This window comes from Acinetobacter gyllenbergii (assembly GCF_001682515.1).
GTDB classification, from domain to species: domain Bacteria; phylum Pseudomonadota; class Gammaproteobacteria; order Pseudomonadales; family Moraxellaceae; genus Acinetobacter; species Acinetobacter gyllenbergii.
This window is the reverse complement of sequence record NZ_KV575261.1, coordinates 898,815-918,116: the sequence shown is the minus strand read 5'-3', so window position 1 is coordinate 918,116 and position 19,302 is coordinate 898,815. Positions and strand designations below refer to the sequence as shown.

Sequence of the window (19,302 nt, the reverse complement as noted above, 5' to 3'; positions counted from 1 at the left end):
AATTTAAAAATTAGAAGCGTGGAGAATAAACTAGATGGCGCTGATTTTTTTTAAAATAAATTGATAGATGTTCCCCCAAAAGATCATAAAAAATCCTCCACAGCTCAACAATAAGAAGCCTGCTATCGCTACATAGGAGACTTTGCTCTTAGCTTTATAGAAGTTAATGAGTTGGTCATCTTGCCATGTCTGTTGAAATTGATTTTTAGTTACGGAGTCAACCCAAGTCATCTGTTTGATCATAAATTTGTCGTTTATTTTTATAATATCTAATGTTTTGATGATTGATGACTTTTTTTGCTCATGTTTACAGATAGTTTCCAAATAATGAGAACAGTCAAAAAGATAAATTCTTTTTTGATTTTCAGTGATAAATATCGTATCTAACTTATTAAATTTTTTAATGCTGAATTCATAATTCATGCGTTTATCTGTTTCCAGATGCTGATACGGCGTTACTTTAATTATCTTCTTTGGTGTGAGAAGTTTATGAATCGTTAAAGTCAATATAAGAAGAAGAGGAACTAGGGCGCTGAAAGCGACGAGTGTTGCTAAGTTTTTTTTCTGTTTTTGATTTAATTTGAAGCTTATAGTCATTTAAAATGGAATGAAGATCAATTCTATGAACATTTAATTTTACTACAATCTCTTAAAATTTTAAAAACTAAGTTTTGATATCAAAAATTTCAAAAGTAGTTTTATTAATGAGCTATAGATCTATTGATGACATAATCATTTTAATTTTTAATCATAAAAAAACCCCTCAATCGAGGGGTTTTTTTCTTACAGCTTAAGCAATCGAATCATCTAAATTCGGTGCTAACCAACGCTTCGCTTCGTCCAGTGTCCAGCCTTTACGTTTCGCATAATCCTCAAGCTGATCTTGAGAAATCTTGCCCACATTAAAGTATTCACTTTCAGGGTGTGAATAATAGAAACCACTGACAGAAGAAGGCGGCATCATCGCAAAGTGTTCAGTCAACTTGGTACCGATCTTCGCTTCCGAACCTAACCAGTCAAATAACACCGCTTTTTCTGAATGCTCTGGGCAAGCAGGGTAACCCGGTGCAGGACGTATGCCGACATACTTCTCTTTGATCAATTCTTCATTGCCCAAAGTCTCATCAGCTTTATAGCCCCAGAATTCTTTGCGGATACGCTCATGCAAATGCTCAGCAAAGGCTTCGGCAAAACGATCCGCCAAAGACTGAACCAAAATTGCAGAGTAATCATCGCCTTTGGCTTTATATTCATTTGCCAATTCTTCAGCACCAAAGATCGATACCGTGAAACCACCCAAATAATCGGTATTCTCTTTAGAAGCACTAATAAAGTCCGCGAGAGATAAATTCGGTTTGCCTGTGACTTTGTCAGATTGCTGACGAATATGCTCAAAGGTATGCGTAACATTTTGGCCAGATTCATCAAACACGCTAACTGTATCCGCAGCTGTACGTTGTGCAGGGTATAGACCAAACACCGCGCGCGCATCAAAACGATGATTTTCGATGATGTCTTTCAGCATCTCTTGTGCTTGGTTATACAAATCAGTGGCAGCTTCACCCACAACTTCATCTGTCAGGATTTTCGGGAATTTACCTGCCAAGCTCCAAGAAATAAAGAATGGCGTCCAGTCAAAATACTCAACCAATGTCGCCAATGGATAGTTGGTAATGACTTGCGTGCCTAAACGATTTGGAATTGGTGGCACATAGTTGTCATCCACCTTGAAACCATTTTCAATCGATTCGGCATAGCTGAGTTTGGCTGCTTTCGGTTGCTTGTTGGCTAAACGCTCACGGATCTTGGCATATTCAGCACGATGTTCTGCAATAAAATTACCACGCATTTCTTTCGAGAGCAGGGTCGTTGCAACACCCACTGCACGAGAAGCATCGGCCACATAAATCACAGCATCATTCTGATATTGCGGATCAATCTTCACTGCGGTATGCGCTTTCGATGTGGTCGCACCACCAATCAATAACGGAATGTCAAAGCCTTTGCGCTGCATTTCTTTGGCAACAAATACCATTTCATCCAAAGATGGGGTGATTAAACCAGACAAACCGATGATGTCGCATTTCTCATCAATCGCAGTTTGCAGGATTTTTTCCGCAGGAACCATCACGCCAAGGTCAACGATGTCGTAACCATTACAGCCCAAGACTACACCCACGATATTTTTACCAATATCGTGTACGTCACCTTTTACGGTTGCCATTAACACTTTACCTTTCGACTGGCTACCCGTTTTTTCAGCTTCGATGTACGGGTTTAGCCATGCCACGGCTTGTTTCATTACGCGTGCAGATTTCACGACTTGCGGCAGGAACATTTTGCCTGAACCGAACAGGTCACCAACCACGTTCATGCCATCCATCAATGCGCCTTCAATCACATCAAGAGGACGTTTGGCTTTTAAACGGGCTTCTTCGGTATCTTCATCAATATACGTGGTGATACCTTTAACTAAGGCATATTCAAGACGTTTTTCAACCGATTCATTGCGCCATTCAAGGTTTTCAACTTCACGCTGAGCACCAGTATGACCACGGAATTTTTCTGCGACTTCAAGCAGTTTCTCTGTGGCATTTTGACCAGACTCACCTTGGTTTTGATTCAGAACAACATCTTCTACCGCATCTTTCAGTTCTTTGGGAATATCGTCATAAATCGCCATTTGACCCGCATTCACGATCCCCATGGTCATGCCTTGTTTAATGGCATGGTAAAGGAATACTGAGTGAATTGCTTCACGCACTGGCTCATTACCACGGAAAGAGAACGAAACGTTAGAGACACCACCTGAGATCATGGCATGCGGCAAGTTCTGCTTAATCCAACCTGTGGCTTCAATAAAATCGACGCCATAGTTGTTGTGTTCTTCAATCCCTGTTGCCACTGCAAATACGTTCGGGTCAAAAATAATATCTTCAGCAGGGAAGCCGACATCATTGACCAAAACATCATAAGAGCGTTTACAGATTTCACGCTTCCGTGCAGCGGTATCGGCCTGACCCGTTTCATCGAAGGCCATCACAATAATCGCAGCACCATACTGGCGGCATAGGCGTGCTTTTTCGACAAACTCGTCATAACCTTCTTTTAAGGAAATTGAGTTAACAACAGGTTTACCTTGTACACATTTCAAGCCTGCTTCAATGATTTCCCATTTCGATGAGTCAATCATGATCGGCACACGTGAGATATCAGGTTCAGATGCAACTAAATTGAGGAAATGCACCATCGCATTTTGCGAATCGAGCATGCCTTCATCCATGTTGATGTCGATGATCTGTGCACCAGCTTCAACCTGTTGCTGAGCCACTTCTAAAGCTTCGGCAAAGTTTTCTTCACGGATTAAACGTAAGAATTTTTTTGAACCCGTCACGTTGGTACGTTCACCAACATTCACGAATAATGAATTTTCATCAATGTTAAATGGTTCTAAACCACTTAAACGGCAAGCAGGAACAGTTTCAGGCACTTGGCGTGGCTGAATGTCTTTGACTGCATTATAAATAGCGCGGATATGGTCGGGTGTGGTACCACAGCAACCGCCCGTGATATTGATCAAACCACTTTCAGCAAATTCTTTGATGAATGCTGCCGTTTGTTCAGGTGTTTCATCATATTCGCCGAAGGCATTCGGTAAACCAGCGTTTGGATGGGCAGAAATAAAGGTATCTGCAACATCAGAAATCGTTTTCACATGTGGACGCATGGCATCTGCACCCAAGGCACAGTTAAAACCAATCGACAGTAAATCACCATGACGCACCGAGTTCCAGAACGCTTCTGCGGTTTGACCTGTTAAGGTACGGCCAGATGCATCGGTAATGGTGCCTGAAATCATCAACGGCAGTTCATGACCAAGTTGCTTGAAGACTTCCTTCACCGCAAAAATTGCAGCCTTACAGTTCAAAGTATCGAATACGGTTTCGATCAACAGAATGTCAGCACCGCCTTCAATCAAGGCATGAGCGGCTTCAATGTAGTTTTCTTTGAGTTCATCAAAAGTAATATTACGAAAGGCTGGATCATTGACATTCGGCGAGATCGAACAAGTACGTGAAGTGGGGCCGAGTACGCCTGCAACAAAACGAGGTTTCTCTGGGGTCGAGTATTTGTCACAGGCTGCACGTGCTAAACGTGCCGCTTCACGGTTGATCTCTGGAACAAGATCTTCCATGTGGTAATCCGACATTGAAACACGGGTGCCGTTAAAACTGTTGGTTTCAATAATGTCCGCGCCTGCATCTAGGTAGGCTTCATGGATGCCTTGAATAATCTGGGGTTGGGTTAAAACCAATAAGTCGTTGTTGCCTTTCAGGTCTGATGCCCAATCTGCAAAACGTTCACCACGATAATCTTCTTCTTCTAATTTATGGCGTTGAATCATGGTTCCCATCGCACCATCAATAATCAGGATACGTTGGGCAAGAAGTGATTGTAGGGTGGTAAGCGTGGACATTCAGAAACCCCAGTCGATGATGAAGATAAAAAAGCAGGGGCATTGTAACAGAAGCGAGGCAAAAGCGCGTATTTTCAGCAGTCAGCAGTGATGATTCATTGGTTCATTTTAAAATGTCATAAAAGCTTCATTTAATTGTCACAATTGAGATAGATAATGCCTAAAAAGCAAACAGTTTGTTCGAAATATGACAGTTTGATTTCATATTTCTTTGCATTTGTTGCAAAATCAGACAAACAGTTCTATCGCTGTTTTTGAATTTATAATGCATTGTTTTTTATTAATTAAAATAAAGAGTAGGGCGGGTTTATCGCAAGAAAATACAAAAAAATGTGATGAAAACATGAAATTTTGGCTTTATGTGACAGTCCTTTGTCATATAATTGTCATAATTTAATTAAACAATACAGGGGATTTTATTATCCTCTAACCGTCTACATGAATTCTAATCTTCCTCCTGTTTCGGATTCACCGCTTGCCAGCTCTCAGGCAAAATCGACGAATGTACATGTACCAACACCGAAATTCTTTATGCCGGTGTTCTTAACTGTTATTGTTGCGACACTGATTTATATCGGTTTTCAGCTTAGTGCTGACTTGGCACATGTACCGCCTTTAAGTTTATATTCAGTTATTCTTTTATCGACGGCACTCTTCATTGCTTTAGGCTTTGAGTTTGTAAATGGTTTTCACGATACGGCAAACGCTGTAGCGACGGTTATCTATACCAATGCATTACCTGCTCCAGCAGCAGTCATGTGGGCTGGTTTCTGTAACTTCCTTGGGGTTATGGTGGCGAGTGGCGCAGTTGCGTACGGTATTATTGCATTACTCCCTGTAGAGATGATCATGAATGTCGGCAGTGGTGCTGGCTTTGCGATGGTTTTTGCTCTGTTAATCGCGGCAATCCTATGGAATTTAGGGACGTGGTTTTTGGGGATTCCTGCATCAAGCTCACATACTCTTATCGGTTCGATTTTGGGTGTGGGCATCATGAACCATATCTTGAATGCGTCTGCTGGTGCGACCAGTAGTGGTATTGATATGGATCAGGTGATTAAAGTAGGTAAGGCTTTATTGTTCTCGCCATTGATTGGTTTCGCCTTTGCAGCAATCCTATTCTTATTGGTGAAGAAAGTCTTTAAACGCCAAATGGAGCTGTTTCAGCCACCAGAAGGCAATAAGCCACCACCACCACTGATTCGTGCAATCTTGATTTTTACCTGTACAGGTGTAAGTTTTGCGCATGGTTCAAACGATGGTCAAAAAGGCATGGGCTTGATCATGTTGATCTTGATCGGTTTGGTTCCATTGGCTTATTCATTGAATAAAAACTTGGATGCTCAGCATTTACAGTCTTTCGAACAACTTTCTTCACAAACTGCGACGGTTTTAAATGTTAATCAAAACGAGCTGACAGATGAAAAAGCGCGTGATGTATTAACCAAGTATATTCAAACCAAAGAGCAGACTGCTGAAGTTGTACCTGCACTTGCAAGTATGACGGCTCATTTAGGTACACGTGTTGCAGGTTATGGCGATCTTAAAGCGATTCCTGAAGCTGCTGTCAGTGAAATCCGCAATGACATGTATTTAAGTACGACAACGTTCAAACGTTTAGACAAAGCGGAAGCTTTACCAGAAATGGATAAAGACCAAGCGAAAGTGGTTAAAGAATATCGTAGTAGCTTGGATTCATTCCTCCAATATATTCCGAACTGGGTGAAAGTTGCAGTAGCACTGGCACTTGGTCTAGGTACAATGGTGGGTTGGAAGCGTATTGTAGTGACTGTTGGTGAGCGTATTGGTAAGAACCATATGACTTATGGTCAGGGGATGTCGGCTGAATTGGTCGCAATGAGCACCATTGCTGCGGCGGATGGCTTAGGTATGCCAGTATCAACCACACACGTGTTAAACAGTGCGGTTGCAGGTACCATGGTTGCGAATCGATCAGGTCTGAATTTCGCAACGGTGAAAACCATTCTTTCAGCGTGGATCTTTACCTTACCCGCGACGATTGCATTGTCAGGTGGCTTATACTGGTTGTTCTTACAATTCGTTTCTTAATCTTGAATTTCTAAGTTTAAAACAGAATTTAAAAGCTTTGCTTCGGCAAAGCTTTTTTTATTCCTGTTACTTTCATTTTTCTTCAAGATTGTCTGATTTTAGCTATCAGTTGTCCTTTTAAAGTGGGTGAGCATACTTTTGTCAATTTATGATGCCCTGAATGGCTGAATGGCTGAATGGCTGAATGGCTGAATGGCTGAATGGCTGAATGTGAATGGAATGGCTGAATGGCTGAATGGCTGAATGGCTGAATGGCTGAATGGCTGAATGGCTGAATGGCTGAATGGCTGAATGGCTGAATGGCTGAATGGCTGAATGGCTGAATGGCTGAATGGCTGAATGGCTGAATGGCTGAATGGCTAGATAAGGTGCTCGCTTAGGATAAATGATCTTAATAAAATTGGGTTTATTCCCCAAAAGAGGAATGGTTTTTCTATAATTATATCCGTTAGTATCAATAGACTGATCGTGCTAGGTTGTGTTTTCACGGTAATAATAAGCATAAAACGTTGTTCTATTTACACTCCGCCATTCTCCGATATAGAGAGTGGCTTTTTTTAGCTTTGATTTCTTGTGTCTATCATATTCAGCTAATAAAAAAAGAGCTGTCGAAACAGCTCTTTTGACATCAATAAAACAGATTAAGCTTGTTGAATACCAGCAACAACCCAGTCTTGCTGTGAGCCAGCTGGCTTCACAAAATGCCAGATTTCAGCAAAGGGTTGCGGCAAGCTATTTAAGTCTTCACTGACAGTACCTGTAAAGCGTACGCTCACGATGTATTGACCATTTTCAGTCGAACTTTCCACAACCATTGCATTGAGGTTGCTAAATTCAGCAACGTCTTGGTCTTGGTTCGACATAATGTCGCTGTACATTGAGCTATAGAGCTCAGGTGTTAAGTAACGGCGAATTTCTTCGATATTGCTTGCGCTGTTCACTGACTGGATGTGGTTAAAGCGTTGACGCGCGATACGCAAGAATGCAGCAGGTTCAGTGCCATCTGGTAACTGGTTGCCACTACTCATTGACGCGCCACCAAACGGTGCTTGTGTTGGCGCACCACCACCAACTGACTGACCAAAAATATTGGTGTTGTCGCCAGTCTGGCGAGCAGTTGGTTGAGGTGGAGTTTGACGACCAAAATTATTTTGGCCGCCATTGTTTGGAGCGTATGGGTTATTGGCTGCTAATTTTTTTTTTGCGCCTAATTTGCGGAACACAAAGAAGGCGATCGCAGCAGCAAGAAGCACCCAAAGCCAGCTAGGAATGCCACCTTTTTCTTCCTGTTGTTGCGCTTGTTGAGTTGCTTGTTGCTCAGTTGCAGTTGGGTTCTGTTGTTTATCATCTGCCAACGCATTCGCTGCAACAGCACCTACTGCAGCACCTGCGACACCCGCAGCAACCATTGTACCAACACCTGGGCCAGATTTTTGTGGCGCAGTTTGTTGTTGAGGTGCTGGAGTTGCTTGGCGTGATGGTTGGTAAGATTGGCTAGATGAACTAGATCTGCTCATGCCGTGGCTTTTACCGCCACCTGCACGCTTTGCTTCCGCAAGTGGTGCAGCAACCAAAGTTGCCATTAAAAGAGCTGCCATCAAGCCACGCTGGTGTACTTGCATCGAAAATTCCTATTTAAATCCAATTTGTAAATGTATTTATGCATGTATTTCGATGGAATTTCAATAACAAAAGTATGTTTTTTTATGTCAAGCCATTAGCCTAACTCATCACTCAACTGCATAGCTTCGGTCAGGGCTTCATGTAAGCGTGCTACGGCAATGATTTGTACGCCATCAATTGACTTCTGTGGTGCATTGCCTCGAGGTAAGATCACATACTTAAAGCCATGTTTTGCTGCTTCTTTCAGTCGTTCTTGACCATTCGGTACAGGACGAATTTCGCCAGAGAGTCCGACTTCACCAAACACAGCCAATTGCTGTGGCAAGGCTTTGCCTCTTAAACTAGAAGCACATGCCAGTAGTACCGCTAGGTCAGAACCTGTTTCGGTAATTTTTAAACCGCCAACTACATTGACATAGACATCTTGTCCTGAGGTTTGTACGCCACCATGTCTATGCATCACTGCTAATAACATATTCAAACGATTTTGTTCCAAACCGAGTGCCACACGACGAGGTTGTCCATGTGCATCATCAACCAATGCCTGTACTTCAACGAGTAGTGGGCGTGTCCCTTCACGGCTAATCATTACAATAGAACCCGGAATGGCTTCATCATAACGACTTAAGAAAATCGCCGATGGATTGGCAACTTCACGCAGACCTTTATCGGTCATGCCGAACACACCGAGTTCATTGACTGCACCAAAACGGTTCTTTACCGCACGAATCATGCGATAACGTGAATCTGATTGGCCTTCAAAATACAGTACACAATCGACCATATGTTCTAGAACACGAGGACCAGCAAGTGAACCTTCTTTGGTCACATGGCCGACAATGAATAAAGCAGTACCGCTATTCTTGGCGAAACGGGTTAGCAAAGCTGCGGATTCACGGATCTGTGAAACACCCCCAGGGGCAGATTGTAATGTTTCGGTATAGAGGGTTTGAATCGAGTCGAGGATTGCGACGACAGGACGCTCTTGTGCCAGTACTTCACAGATACGCTCGACGCAGGTTTCAGCCATCACCTTGAGTGAGTCTGTCGGTAGATCCAAACGCTGGGCACGTAAAGCCACTTGCGAAAGTGATTCCTCACCTGTGACATAAAGGGCAGTACTTTTTTTACTGGCCATATGAGTGGCTGTTTGCAACAGAATGGTAGATTTACCAATCCCTGGATCACCACCAATCAGCACCACCGAACCAATGACTAGACCGCCACCGAGCACGCGATCAAATTCGCTAATTCCTGTCGGAACGCGGGTTTCATTGGAGACTGTGACTTGATTGAGCGTAGTAATACTGGCTGCTTGCCCCGCATAGCCGCCTATTTTAGCTTGGCCGCGATGTGTTACTGCTGGCTCAATTCGAACCTCAAGCAGGCTATTCCATTCGCCACATTCAGTACATTGACCTGTCCATTTGGGATGATCTGCACCACATTGTTCACATCGGTAAACAGTTTTAATTTTTGCCATAAGATAAAATTGAAAAGTTTCTTAAAATTAGATAAAAAAGAATCAGGACGAAAATTTCTAACAATGCTGATCGTTCTTTAAGGAATAACAAAACGAAGACGGCATGATTTCGTCGCAGATTGGTTAAAGGGAAGTGCTCAGAAAAATAACATGATATACAACTTTTACAAGGTGTAGACAGTGTGTTTTTAGCAATCGCTTTTTTTGTTCAATTCACTTTTTCCATGGATGGTGTTGGTGTGTTCGCTTATTTGTTGTCATGAGGTTTTGATCGAATGGCATAGATATTGCTCATGCTCAGACGAATGGAAATTTAGCAGTGGCTATTTTTTCAAAATATATAATAAAGGTTGATGTCTATGAGTGCAGCAGAAATTGTAAATTGGGTAAATGGAATTATTTGGAGTCCAGCGCTGATCTATTTATGCCTAGGCGCTGGTTTATTTTTTTCTATTTTAACTCGGTTTGTGCAGGTTCGCCAAATTAAGGAAATGGCAAAGCTGTTAATTAATGGTTCATCCTCCGCGCAAGGGATTTCCTCGTTCCAAGCCTTGTCAGTGTCCTTATCTGGACGTGTCGGGGTCGGTAATATTGCGGGAGTGGCGGCGGCAATTGGGTTTGGTGGTCCAGGTGCTGTATTTTGGATGTGGTTGGTTGCATTTTTGGGTGCAAGTACCGCGTATGTCGAATCCACCCTCGGTCAAATTTATAAGGTCGAATATCAAGGTGAATATCGTGGTGGGCCTGCATTTTATTTTGACCGTGGTTTAGGCCAGCGTTGGTTAGGGATTCTCTTTGCGATTGCTGCAATTGTTTCTTGTGGTTTGTTCCTGCCTGGTATTCAAGCCAATGCGGTCGGTAATGCATTTACCCAAATTACAGGTCAGGGCGCCATCGTGTTTGGCAATGTCGGGACTTATAAATTATTGGCCTTAATCGTGATTGTTTCTTTATTGGCAATCATTATTTTTGGTGGAATTAAACGTATTGCCCGCTTCGCAGAGCTGGTTGTTCCATTTATGGCCTTGGGTTATATCTTGATGGCTGTAATTATCGTTGCGATGAATATCCAAGAATTACCTGGCGTGATCAAACTCATCTTTGAAGATGCATTTTCGCCAATGGCAGGGATTGGCGCTGCAATTGGTTGGGGGGTAAAACGTGGTGTTTACTCCAATGAAGCAGGACAAGGTACTGGACCGCATGCCGCTGCAGCCGCAGAAGTTCAGCATCCAGCACAGCAAGGTTTTGTGCAAGCTTTCTCCATTTATGTCGATACGCTATTTGTATGTTCTGCAACAGCCTTTATGATTTTGATTACGGGCATGTATAACGTACAGGGGACTTTAGAAGCTGGACAATTTATCGTGCAGAATGTTGCGCCTGGCACTGAGATAGGCTCACCTGCATTTACACAAATGGCGGTCAGCACGGTGTTTGGTGGTTTTGGTCAGATCTTTGTCGCTTTGGCGGTGTTCTTCTTTGCCTTTACCACGATTGTGGCCTATTACTATATTGCTGAAACAAATATCACTTATCTGAGCTATATCACCAAAACACCATCTCTTTTATTCATCACCAAATGTTTCATTATGATTTCCGTGGCTTATGGTGTACTCAGCGCAACGGGTTATATTTGGGGGATTGGTGATATTGGGGTCGGTTTGATGGCATGGATTAATATCATTGGTATTATCGTGACCTATTTTGTATGGAAACCGACCATTAAAGCACTTCGAGATTATGAAGAACAACAAAAAGCAGGCGTTAAGGAGTTTACATTTGATCCAATTAAATTGGGTATCCGTAATGCAACTTTTTGGGAGGAGCGTCTCAAAAATAAACAGAAGCAATCTTCTAATGATTGAATTATAAATCAATATTTTCTCGAGTAGAAAAAGAGTGGCTTAAATCGCCACTCTTTAATTTTGAAGTACCTTTTTATGACTGATGAGTTGCCCTCATAAGTTCATTGTATTGTTTTGGCCTTGTGCGTATGATCGAATTCAATTGTATTTAACTTGAAAAATACAGGTAAAAAATTGCTTAGCTGGAGTCAGCCAACCTAGAGATAACGAGAAAAGATACCGAAAACAGTACGAATCGTTATTGAGAGCGGACTTTGGCTAATGAACTAAAAACACTGGAGAGTTTTTGTAAAATGTCGAATCAAAATCTGAGTGAGGCTGCTGAGCAAAGCGGACTTCACCGTAGTCTATCTAATCGACATCTACAGTTGATTGCGATCGGCGGTGCAATCGGAACAGGGCTGTTCATGGGGTCTGGTAAAACCATTAGTTTGGCTGGACCATCTATTCTGTTTATTTATATGACCATTGGTTTGATGGTGTTCTTCGTAATGCGTGCATTAGGGGAACTGTTACTATCTAACCTTAACTACAAATCTTTTATCGACTTATCGACGGATTTAATTGGCCCTTGGGCTGGTTATTTTGTTGGTTGGACCTACTGGCTCTGTTGGGTCACCATTGGTATCGCAGATTTATCAGCCATTATTTACTATCTGGAATTCTTTAATGGTGGTGAGTCATTTACACCATTGGGTGGTTTACTGATCAGTACGGTGGCGATCCTGTTTGTACTGGGCTTGAACTTGGTCACTGTAAAACTATTCGGTGAAATGGAGTTCTGGTTTGCGATGGTGAAGATCACCGCGATTATTGTCTTGATTGCTGTTGGTTTATGGATGATCTTTACTGGATTTACCAATGCTTCTGGTACGGTTGCAAGTGTTTCCAACCTTTGGACACATGGTGGCATGTTCCCGAAAGGTCTTGATGGCTTCTTGGCAGGCTTCCAGATTGCGATTTTCGCCTTTGTCGGGGTGGAGTTGGTTGGGACCACGGCTGCTGAAACGCAAGATCCGAAGCGCAACTTACCGAAAGCGATTAACTCGATTCCAATTCGTATCATCATTTTCTATGTATTGGCATTATTCGTGGTGATGTGTGTAACACCGTGGGATCAGATCAATCCTAAAGTCAGCCCATTCGTTAACATCTTCTCACAAGCAGGTATTGCTTCTGCGGCAATTATCATGAACTTAGTAGTGTTATCGTCAGTGATGTCATCGATGAATAGTGGTGTATTCTCAACCAGCCGTATGTTATTTGGCTTATCAACCGATCAACAAGCACCGAAGCTATTTGGTAAATTATCGAAGTCTGCAGTTCCTGCAAAAGCATTGATTTTCTCATCAATCTGTATCTTTATTGGTGCCTTTGTTCAGTTTGTTTATAAATTACAAACGGGCACCAATGATGAAGTGACGGCGTTTACCTTAGCAACAACGCTCTCTACGATTCTGTTCATCTGTGTATGGATGATCATTATGTGGAGTTATATCAACTACCGCAAAAATCGTCCTGAACTGCATGCGCAATCAACATTTAAATTGCCTGGCGGCGTGTTTACTTGTTGGGTGGTGATTATTTTCTTCCTTGCAACGATCTACTTCCTTGCCTTGGATGAAACGACGTTGGAATCACTCAAAGTTAGCCCGCTTTGGTTCGTTATTTTGGCAATTGGTTATTTCTTCTATAAGAAGAAAAAGTAATTATTTGGCCGATTTAATCCAAAACGCCGACTTCAAAGTCGGCGTTTTTTTATGGTTATTGTTTGATTCATTCAAGTTTAGACTTTAGCCGATCTAATGATCACGCTATACTGCTCCGAATTGTAAAAGTTAGGTGCACAGATGCTTAAAGTCATTTGTTCTATCAGTGTGTTGCTGAGCAGCGTTATTTTAACTGCATGTGGTCAGTCAGGTGCATTGCAATTACCGTCTGATCAAAATCAGGATAAGCGCGCTAAATATCTGCTTTATAAAAATGAAGCACCTCAGGCTAAGGCTTCATCTGACGCAAAAGCAGATCAAGCAGAGGTAGAACGCCAAGCAACATCGTCAACGACTCAATCACAGACCATCTCACCTTAAGTTTGTAAATAAGGACATCTTCATGAGTTTCACTCGCATTAATGGAGTATTGCACGCTGAGCAATGTTCACTGGATCAGCTCGCACAGCAATATGGCACGCCTTTATATGTGTATTCAAAAGCAACTTTTGAAAAGCATTATTTGGATATGCACCGTGCTTTTGATTTTATTGATCATCAAATCTGTTTTGCGGTGAAGTCAAACTCAAATATCGCTGTTCTGCGTGTATTGGCAAAAGTCGGTGCGGGTTTTGATATCGTGACCGGTGGGGAACTGGCACGTGTTCTGGCGGCAGGTGGTGAACCGTCGAAAATCGTATTTTCTGGTTTAGGTAAATCTGAAGCCGATATCGAAAAAGCCTTAAATGTTGGGATTGCTTGCTTTAATGTGGAATCACATGCTGAGTTAGATCGGATTCAGAAAGTTGCAGCAAAACTTGGTAAAAAAGCACCGATTTCTTTACGTGTAAATCCAGATGTAGATGCCAAAACACATCCTTATATCTCAACAGGGTTGAAAGAAAACAAGTTTGGTATTCCAAGTGATGCGGTGAATGAAACCTATCAATATGCAGCGTCGTTAGCAAATCTTGAGATTGTTGGGATTGATTGTCATATCGGTTCACAGTTGACCGAGACCAAGCCTTTTGTGGATGCACTTGATCGTGTCATTTTAATGATTGAGCAATTGAAAAGCTTGGGGATCAACCTCAAACATATTGATATCGGTGGTGGTTTGGGGGTTCGTTATAAAGATGAAACCCCGCCAAGCGTTGAGGAATATGCCAATGCGATGCGTCCAGCTTTAGAAAAGTTGGGACTCAAAGTCTATATGGAACCTGGGCGTAGTATTTCTGCCAATGCAGGCGCATTATTAACAAAAGTTGATTTATTGAAACCAACAAACCATCGTAACTTTGCCATTATTGATGCGGCGATGAATGATTTAATTCGTCCTGCTCTATATGAAGCGTGGATGGATATCCAATCTGTCAATCCAAATCCTGATGTTGCAGTTAAAACTTGGGATTTGGTCGGTGCAATTTGTGAAACAGGCGATTTCTTAGGGAAAGAGCGTGATTTAGCACTTCAGGAAAATGATGTGTTGGCGGTATTAGGTGCGGGTGCATACGGTTTTGTGATGAGCTCGAACTACAATACCCGTGGTCGTGCCGCTGAAGTTATGGTCAGTGGTGATCAAGCCTATTTAATTCGTGAACGTGAAACCATAGAATCACTTTGGGAAAAAGAGCGTTTGTTGCCTGAGGAGTAAATTAAGATGTATTTAGAATTTACCAAAATGCATGGGTTGGGCAATGATTTTATGGTCGTTGACCTTGTGACCCAGCGTGCTTATTTAGATACAGTCACGATTCAACGTTTGGCTGATCGTCATTTCGGTGTGGGTTTTGATCAACTACTGATTGTTGAGCCACCTGATTTACCAGATGTCGATTTTAAATATCGAATCTTTAATGCCGATGGTTCTGAAGTCGAGCAATGTGGTAATGGTGTGCGCTGTTTCGCTCGCTTCGTACATGAGCGTCAACTCACGACCAAAACCAAAATTCGTGTGCAAACCAAAGCAGGTATCGTTGAGCCTGAGTTGGGTGCCAATGGCTGGGTTCGTGTGAATATGGGACCACCAAAATTCCTGCCAGAAGAAATTCCATTTGTGACCCAAGAGCATGAAGATATTGAAGGTTTATACGCATTAGAGCTTGCAGATAATCAGAGCATTAATATTGATGTGGTGAACATGGGTAATCCGCATGCGGTCACCATTGTTCCTGATGTATTGACTGCGGATGTTGAGCGTATTGGTCCACAAGTGGAATCACATGCACGTTTTCCTGCACGTGTGAATGCAGGATTTATGCAAATTCTGGATGAAAAGCATATCCGTTTACGTGTGTTTGAGCGTGGTGTCGGTGAGACTTTAGCCTGTGGTACAGGGGCTTGTGCCGCAGCGGTCAGTGGTATGCGCCGTGGTTTGCTGGCCAATGAAGTTGAAGTGCAGCTTGCTGGTGGTAAGTTACATATCGCTTGGCGTGAAGGTGATGTGGTGTGGATGACTGGTCCAACCACGCATGTTTATGATGCCCGTTTGGATTTAAGATATTTCCAAGGCTAAATTAGGCTGATTGTAGGTAAAAAGTCTGAGGTTAGGCTTTTTACCTTTTGTTTTTACAATAATAAAATGTGAGAAAAATGAAAAATAAGATTCGTGGTGCTATTTATGGTTTATTAATCGGTGATGCGGTTGGTGTGCCTTATGAATTTAACTTACCTGAACAACTCCCTCATATTGTTGATATCGATATGATTCCGCCTAAAAATTTTAGTCGAACCTATCCTGATATTCCAATTGGCACATGGTCAGATGATGGTGCACAAGCTTTGTGTTTATTGGCATCTTTACTTCATTGTCAAAAGTTAGATCCAGTTGATTTAATGAATCGCATTGCGAATTGGTATCAGTTTGGATATATGGCTCCTGATTATCATGTATTTGATGTGGGTGTGCAGACAGCAACAGCCATTCGACAATATTTACAAGGCACGCCAATTATGCAAGTCGCGATTGATGATGAACATGCTAATGGCAATGGGGCATTGATGAGAGTTCTACCATTAGCGTTGTGGCATCAAGGGACAGACGAGGCATTAATTTTAGCTGCCTATTTACAATCTCATATTACCCATGCGCATCTACGCTCAAAAGTATGTTGTGCTTTATATTGTTTATGGGCGAGATATATTTTAAAAGGGATGACGATTAATGCCGCGTGGTCACATGCTGTGACTATCTTAAGAGGGTATTATGGAAATCGACCAGATGAATTGGAGCAATTAGAATTTTTCATCCGCCCTGATGATTTAGAGGGAGGAACGGGAAGCGGTTATGTTGTGGATTGCCTCAAATCAGCTTATTTAGCCTTACAAGAGTCCAGCTACCAAGCCGTGATAAAAAAAGCAATTTCTTTGGGGCGTGATACGGATACAACAGCATGCGTGGCTGGTGGATTGGCAGGACTTGCTTTTGGGTATGAGGATATTCCTGCTGTATGGTTACAGCAGTTAAGAGCCAAGGAAATGGTTGAGCCTTTGCTTGCACAATTGATAGATGGCTTATGAGATGAACTTAGTCTTTCTTGCGGGCGCATCAGGCAATACACAATTTTGGAATCCGCTGATTGCACAGATTCCTCATCATTATACAAAGCAAGTGATTGCGTACCCTGGTTTTCATGGGGTGGCAACAGATCCAGACATTAACAGTTTTGATGATCTGAGTCATTATGTGCTTGCACAGATTCAACAGCCTTCTATTCTGATTGCCCAATCCATGGGTGGAATCTTTGCGATTGCAGCAGCATTACAGAAATCAGATTTGGTGAAAGGTTTAGTGTTGATTGCAACTTCGGGTGGAATTAATTTAGACCGATTTCAAGTTCAAGACTGGCGGCAGTTTTATCAGCAGGAATATATTGAATATCCTGATTGGTTTGTGACCACGAAAGTCGACTATGAGCAACATTTACCAGATATCGAGGTGGGTACTTTATTGATCTGGGGTAATCAAGATCCGATTAGTCCGATTGAGGTTGGACAATATTTAAATCAGATCTTGCAAAAAGCCAAACTCTATATCGTTGATGATGGTGATCATCAACTTGCAGAGAAATGTGCAGATGAAGTCGTCATACAAATTAATGATTATTTAAAAAATTTAGAGCAGGAATGAAATGGATATTGAGCGTGCCGTGAACAGCACGCTTTTTATTGTTTATCGTTTGCTGAAAGCCAGTTTCAATGCAAACAAAATAAAAATACTGCCTGTGATGCGATCCATGTAGCGAATAAATTTAGGTTGTTTTAAATAAGCAGAAATGGACTGCATTGCAGCGATCAGAAAAATTGACCAGATCAAGCCGATCACGACATGAATCATCACCAGCCCCATAGTCCATATAATTGGAGACGAAGACTGTGGAATAAACTGTGGCAAAAAGGAAATATAGAAAATACCGACTTTGGGATTGAGTAAATTGCCCCAAAAACCTTTAATAAACCAGTTTTGTGTTGTCACTGTTGAATCGTTTACATTCGCAAGTTGGCTACGGGGTTTTAAAAGGAGATTGAGTCCTAACCATGTCAGGTAAATTGCACCCATCCATTTCAAGGCATTGAAGGCCAGATCCGAAGTCATCAGCAACGCACCTAAACCACAGGCCACAATAATTCCCCATACAATACAGCCAAGATTAATCCCCAAAGCCGCCTGAAAGGCTTTTGCTTTGCCCTCCAAGGTGGCAGTACGAATAATCAGCGTGGTATCTAAACCCGGAGTAAGCGTGAGCAAAGTAATTGCAATGAGATAAGGAATAAGCATGGCTGTCATTGGTCAAGCACCATTTAAAACTTGGAAATGATTGTAGTACAGAGCAATAGATTCTTCGATATTTGTTTAATGATAAAGAGAAGTAAAATTTGCTAGACTGTAGCCGTAGTTATAGGCATAACACTGGAGAGCAACTTGGAAAGCCCTGAAAAACTGCTGTCCATGTGGTTAAAAGAACGGATCATTCAAAATCAGTCTGAACATACCATTGCAGCCTATCAGCGTGATTTAACCGATTTCTTTAAGTTTTGTGAATATAAACAACTGCAACTGCAAGATGTTGAAGCTTCTGATTTGCGGGAATATCTGGCGGCAAGGGTTGAGCGAGATCAACTGAGTAGCAGTAGCTTACAGCGTCATTTAACGTCAATTCGCCAATTTATGAAATGGGCAGAACAAGGTCAGTATTTAGAACAGAATCCATCTGAAGATTTTCGATTAAAACGCCAACCGCGACCTTTACCAGGGATGATTGATATTGAAACCGTTCACCAAATTTTAGACCAAGCAGCACCAGAGAAACCGATCGAACAACAATTATGGTTACGTGATAAAGCCATGCTCGAATTGCTTTATTCCAGTGGTCTTCGTTTGGCAGAATTACAAGGATTGACGATTAAAGATGTCGACTTTAATCGGCAACTGTTACGGATTACAGGGAAGGGCAATAAAACACGTATTGTTCCTTTTGGTTTAAAGGCCAAAGACAGTTTGGTTGAATGGTTGAAAATCTATCGAATTTGGCTAGGTGGCTTTAATGCGGATTCATCGGTTTTTATCTCACAACGTGGTAATGCCTTAACACCACGTCAAATTGAAAATCGGGTCAAGTTACAAGCACAACGTGCAGGTGTGAATGTCGATTTACATCCTCATTTATTACGCCATTGTTTTGCCAGTCATATGCTGTCTGCCAGTGGGGATTTACGTTCTGTGCAGGAGATGTTGGGGCATAGTAATTTGTCGACCACTCAAATTTATACCCATGTTGACTTTGAACAACTGGCAAAAGTGTATGATCAAACCCATCCGCGTGCGCAAAAAAGCTAATTCTTGATATATTATGTTGCAAAATTGAGCGTTTAATAGTCGACTACTTTTCCTGTTTATTTCTGGTATTCGTTTAATTGCTGTTCTTACTTAATTGCCACGTTTTTGCAAAATCCAAAACACTTGTAATTTTGCTAGAAACGATCAGTTACAGATCATCCTTAGTTAAATTAAAATGCCTGTTTTAGATCGTTGAATTTTATAAAATATTAAAAAAATCAAAGTTTAATATTCAT

The 19,302-nt window shown here is 41.9% G+C and carries 15 protein-coding genes; 9 read left to right on the top strand and 6 right to left on the bottom strand.

Going from position 1 to position 19,302, the window contains the following annotated elements; translation table 11 throughout:
• Positions 1 to 30: 30 nt before the first annotated feature.
• Entirely contained in the window at positions 31 to 423 is a 393-nt protein-coding gene (locus NG55_RS04625; RefSeq protein ID WP_228704150.1) for a ferritin family protein, read from the bottom strand.
• A gap of 367 nt (positions 424 to 790) precedes the next feature.
• Positions 791 to 4,477: a methionine synthase gene (gene metH / locus NG55_RS04620; protein ID WP_065342476.1), complete on the bottom strand. Its 3,687-nt coding sequence runs from the start codon at positions 4,475 to 4,477 to the stop codon at positions 791 to 793.
• A 438-nt stretch (positions 4,478 to 4,915) separates the two neighbouring features.
• On the opposite strand from metH, the gene NG55_RS04615 reads away from it, so the two are divergent.
• Complete coding sequence (locus NG55_RS04615; protein WP_065342475.1) at positions 4,916 to 6,547, top strand: inorganic phosphate transporter; 1,632 nt, start codon at positions 4,916 to 4,918, stop codon at positions 6,545 to 6,547.
• A gap of 141 nt (positions 6,548 to 6,688) precedes the next feature.
• On the opposite strand, the gene NG55_RS04610 is transcribed toward NG55_RS04615, so the two are convergent.
• The 3 genes from NG55_RS04610 to radA all read right to left on the bottom strand — a co-directional run bounded on the left by NG55_RS04610 (position 6,689) and on the right by radA (position 9,653).
• Positions 6,689 to 6,964 (bottom strand): hypothetical protein, encoded by a 276-nt coding sequence (locus NG55_RS04610; protein ID WP_065342474.1) that lies wholly within the window; start codon positions 6,962 to 6,964, stop codon positions 6,689 to 6,691.
• A 224-nt stretch (positions 6,965 to 7,188) separates the two neighbouring features.
• Positions 7,189 to 8,169 carry a Tim44 domain-containing protein gene (locus NG55_RS04605; RefSeq protein WP_016540839.1) on the bottom strand — a complete coding sequence of 327 codons (981 nt, stop codon included), beginning with the start codon at positions 8,167 to 8,169 and terminating at the stop codon, positions 7,189 to 7,191.
• 95 nt (positions 8,170 to 8,264) lie between these two features.
• Positions 8,265 to 9,653, bottom strand: a complete 1,389-nt coding sequence (gene radA, locus NG55_RS04600; RefSeq protein ID WP_004654686.1) for a DNA repair protein RadA — start codon at positions 9,651 to 9,653, stop codon at positions 8,265 to 8,267.
• Between the two features lie 359 nt (positions 9,654 to 10,012).
• On the opposite strand from radA, the gene NG55_RS04595 reads away from it, so the two are divergent.
• The 7 genes from NG55_RS04595 (at position 10,013) to NG55_RS04565 (ending at position 17,359) form a co-directional block, all read left to right on the top strand.
• Positions 10,013 to 11,521 carry an alanine/glycine:cation symporter family protein gene (locus NG55_RS04595; protein ID WP_065342473.1) on the top strand — a complete coding sequence of 503 codons (1,509 nt, stop codon included), beginning with the start codon at positions 10,013 to 10,015 and terminating at the stop codon, positions 11,519 to 11,521.
• A gap of 293 nt (positions 11,522 to 11,814) precedes the next feature.
• Complete coding sequence (locus tag NG55_RS04590) at positions 11,815 to 13,230, top strand: amino acid permease (RefSeq protein ID WP_065342472.1); 1,416 nt, start codon at positions 11,815 to 11,817, stop codon at positions 13,228 to 13,230.
• A gap of 141 nt (positions 13,231 to 13,371) precedes the next feature.
• Complete coding sequence (lptM, locus tag NG55_RS04585) at positions 13,372 to 13,611, top strand: LPS translocon maturation chaperone LptM (protein WP_004654681.1); 240 nt, start codon at positions 13,372 to 13,374, stop codon at positions 13,609 to 13,611.
• A gap of 22 nt (positions 13,612 to 13,633) precedes the next feature.
• Entirely contained in the window at positions 13,634 to 14,884 is a 1,251-nt protein-coding gene (lysA, locus tag NG55_RS04580; RefSeq protein WP_065342471.1) for a diaminopimelate decarboxylase, read from the top strand.
• A 6-nt stretch (positions 14,885 to 14,890) separates the two neighbouring features.
• Positions 14,891 to 15,745 carry a diaminopimelate epimerase gene (gene dapF, locus NG55_RS04575; protein ID WP_004805579.1) on the top strand — a complete coding sequence of 285 codons (855 nt, stop codon included), beginning with the start codon at positions 14,891 to 14,893 and terminating at the stop codon, positions 15,743 to 15,745.
• A gap of 77 nt (positions 15,746 to 15,822) precedes the next feature.
• Positions 15,823 to 16,749 (top strand): ADP-ribosylglycohydrolase family protein, encoded by a 927-nt coding sequence (locus NG55_RS04570; protein ID WP_065342470.1) that lies wholly within the window; start codon positions 15,823 to 15,825, stop codon positions 16,747 to 16,749.
• 1 nt (position 16,750) lies between these two features.
• Positions 16,751 to 17,359 (top strand): alpha/beta fold hydrolase, encoded by a 609-nt coding sequence (locus NG55_RS04565; protein WP_065342710.1) that lies wholly within the window; start codon positions 16,751 to 16,753, stop codon positions 17,357 to 17,359.
• Positions 17,360 to 17,401: 42 nt separating this feature from the next.
• On the opposite strand, the gene NG55_RS04560 is transcribed toward NG55_RS04565, so the two are convergent.
• On the bottom strand, positions 17,402 to 18,016 hold the full coding sequence (locus tag NG55_RS04560) for a LysE family translocator (RefSeq protein WP_023270348.1): 615 nt from the start codon (positions 18,014 to 18,016) through the stop codon (positions 17,402 to 17,404).
• Between the two features lie 162 nt (positions 18,017 to 18,178).
• Here NG55_RS04560 and xerA point away from each other — a divergent pair, with 162 nt between their 5' ends.
• Positions 18,179 to 19,066, top strand: a complete 888-nt coding sequence (xerA, locus tag NG55_RS04555) for a site-specific tyrosine recombinase/integron integrase (protein WP_167539947.1) — start codon at positions 18,179 to 18,181, stop codon at positions 19,064 to 19,066.
• Positions 19,067 to 19,302 lie beyond the last annotated feature (236 nt).

Bases quoted from the DNA above. Each gene is read 5' to 3' on its own strand.
- NG55_RS04605 (WP_016540839.1), bottom strand. From the start codon at position 8,169: ATGCAAGTACACCAGCGTGGCTTGATGGCAGCTCTTTTAATGGCAACT.
- NG55_RS04590 (WP_065342472.1), top strand. From the start codon at position 11,815: ATGTCGAATCAAAATCTGAGTGAGGCTGCTGAGCAAAGCGGACTTCAC.
- dapF (WP_004805579.1), top strand. From the start codon at position 14,891: ATGTATTTAGAATTTACCAAAATGCATGGGTTGGGCAATGATTTTATG.
- NG55_RS04615 (WP_065342475.1), top strand. From the start codon at position 4,916: ATGAATTCTAATCTTCCTCCTGTTTCGGATTCACCGCTTGCCAGCTCT.
- lysA (WP_065342471.1), top strand. From the start codon at position 13,634: ATGAGTTTCACTCGCATTAATGGAGTATTGCACGCTGAGCAATGTTCA.
- NG55_RS04625 (WP_228704150.1), bottom strand. From the start codon at position 423: ATGAATTATGAATTCAGCATTAAAAAATTTAATAAGTTAGATACGATA.
- metH (WP_065342476.1), bottom strand. From the start codon at position 4,477: ATGTCCACGCTTACCACCCTACAATCACTTCTTGCCCAACGTATCCTG.
- NG55_RS04565 (WP_065342710.1), top strand. From the start codon at position 16,751: ATGAACTTAGTCTTTCTTGCGGGCGCATCAGGCAATACACAATTTTGG.
- NG55_RS04595 (WP_065342473.1), top strand. From the start codon at position 10,013: ATGAGTGCAGCAGAAATTGTAAATTGGGTAAATGGAATTATTTGGAGT.
- radA (WP_004654686.1), bottom strand. From the start codon at position 9,653: ATGGCAAAAATTAAAACTGTTTACCGATGTGAACAATGTGGTGCAGAT.
- xerA (WP_167539947.1), top strand. From the start codon at position 18,179: ATGTGGTTAAAAGAACGGATCATTCAAAATCAGTCTGAACATACCATT.
- lptM (WP_004654681.1), top strand. From the start codon at position 13,372: ATGCTTAAAGTCATTTGTTCTATCAGTGTGTTGCTGAGCAGCGTTATT.
- NG55_RS04560 (WP_023270348.1), bottom strand. From the start codon at position 18,016: ATGACAGCCATGCTTATTCCTTATCTCATTGCAATTACTTTGCTCACG.
- NG55_RS04570 (WP_065342470.1), top strand. From the start codon at position 15,823: ATGAAAAATAAGATTCGTGGTGCTATTTATGGTTTATTAATCGGTGAT.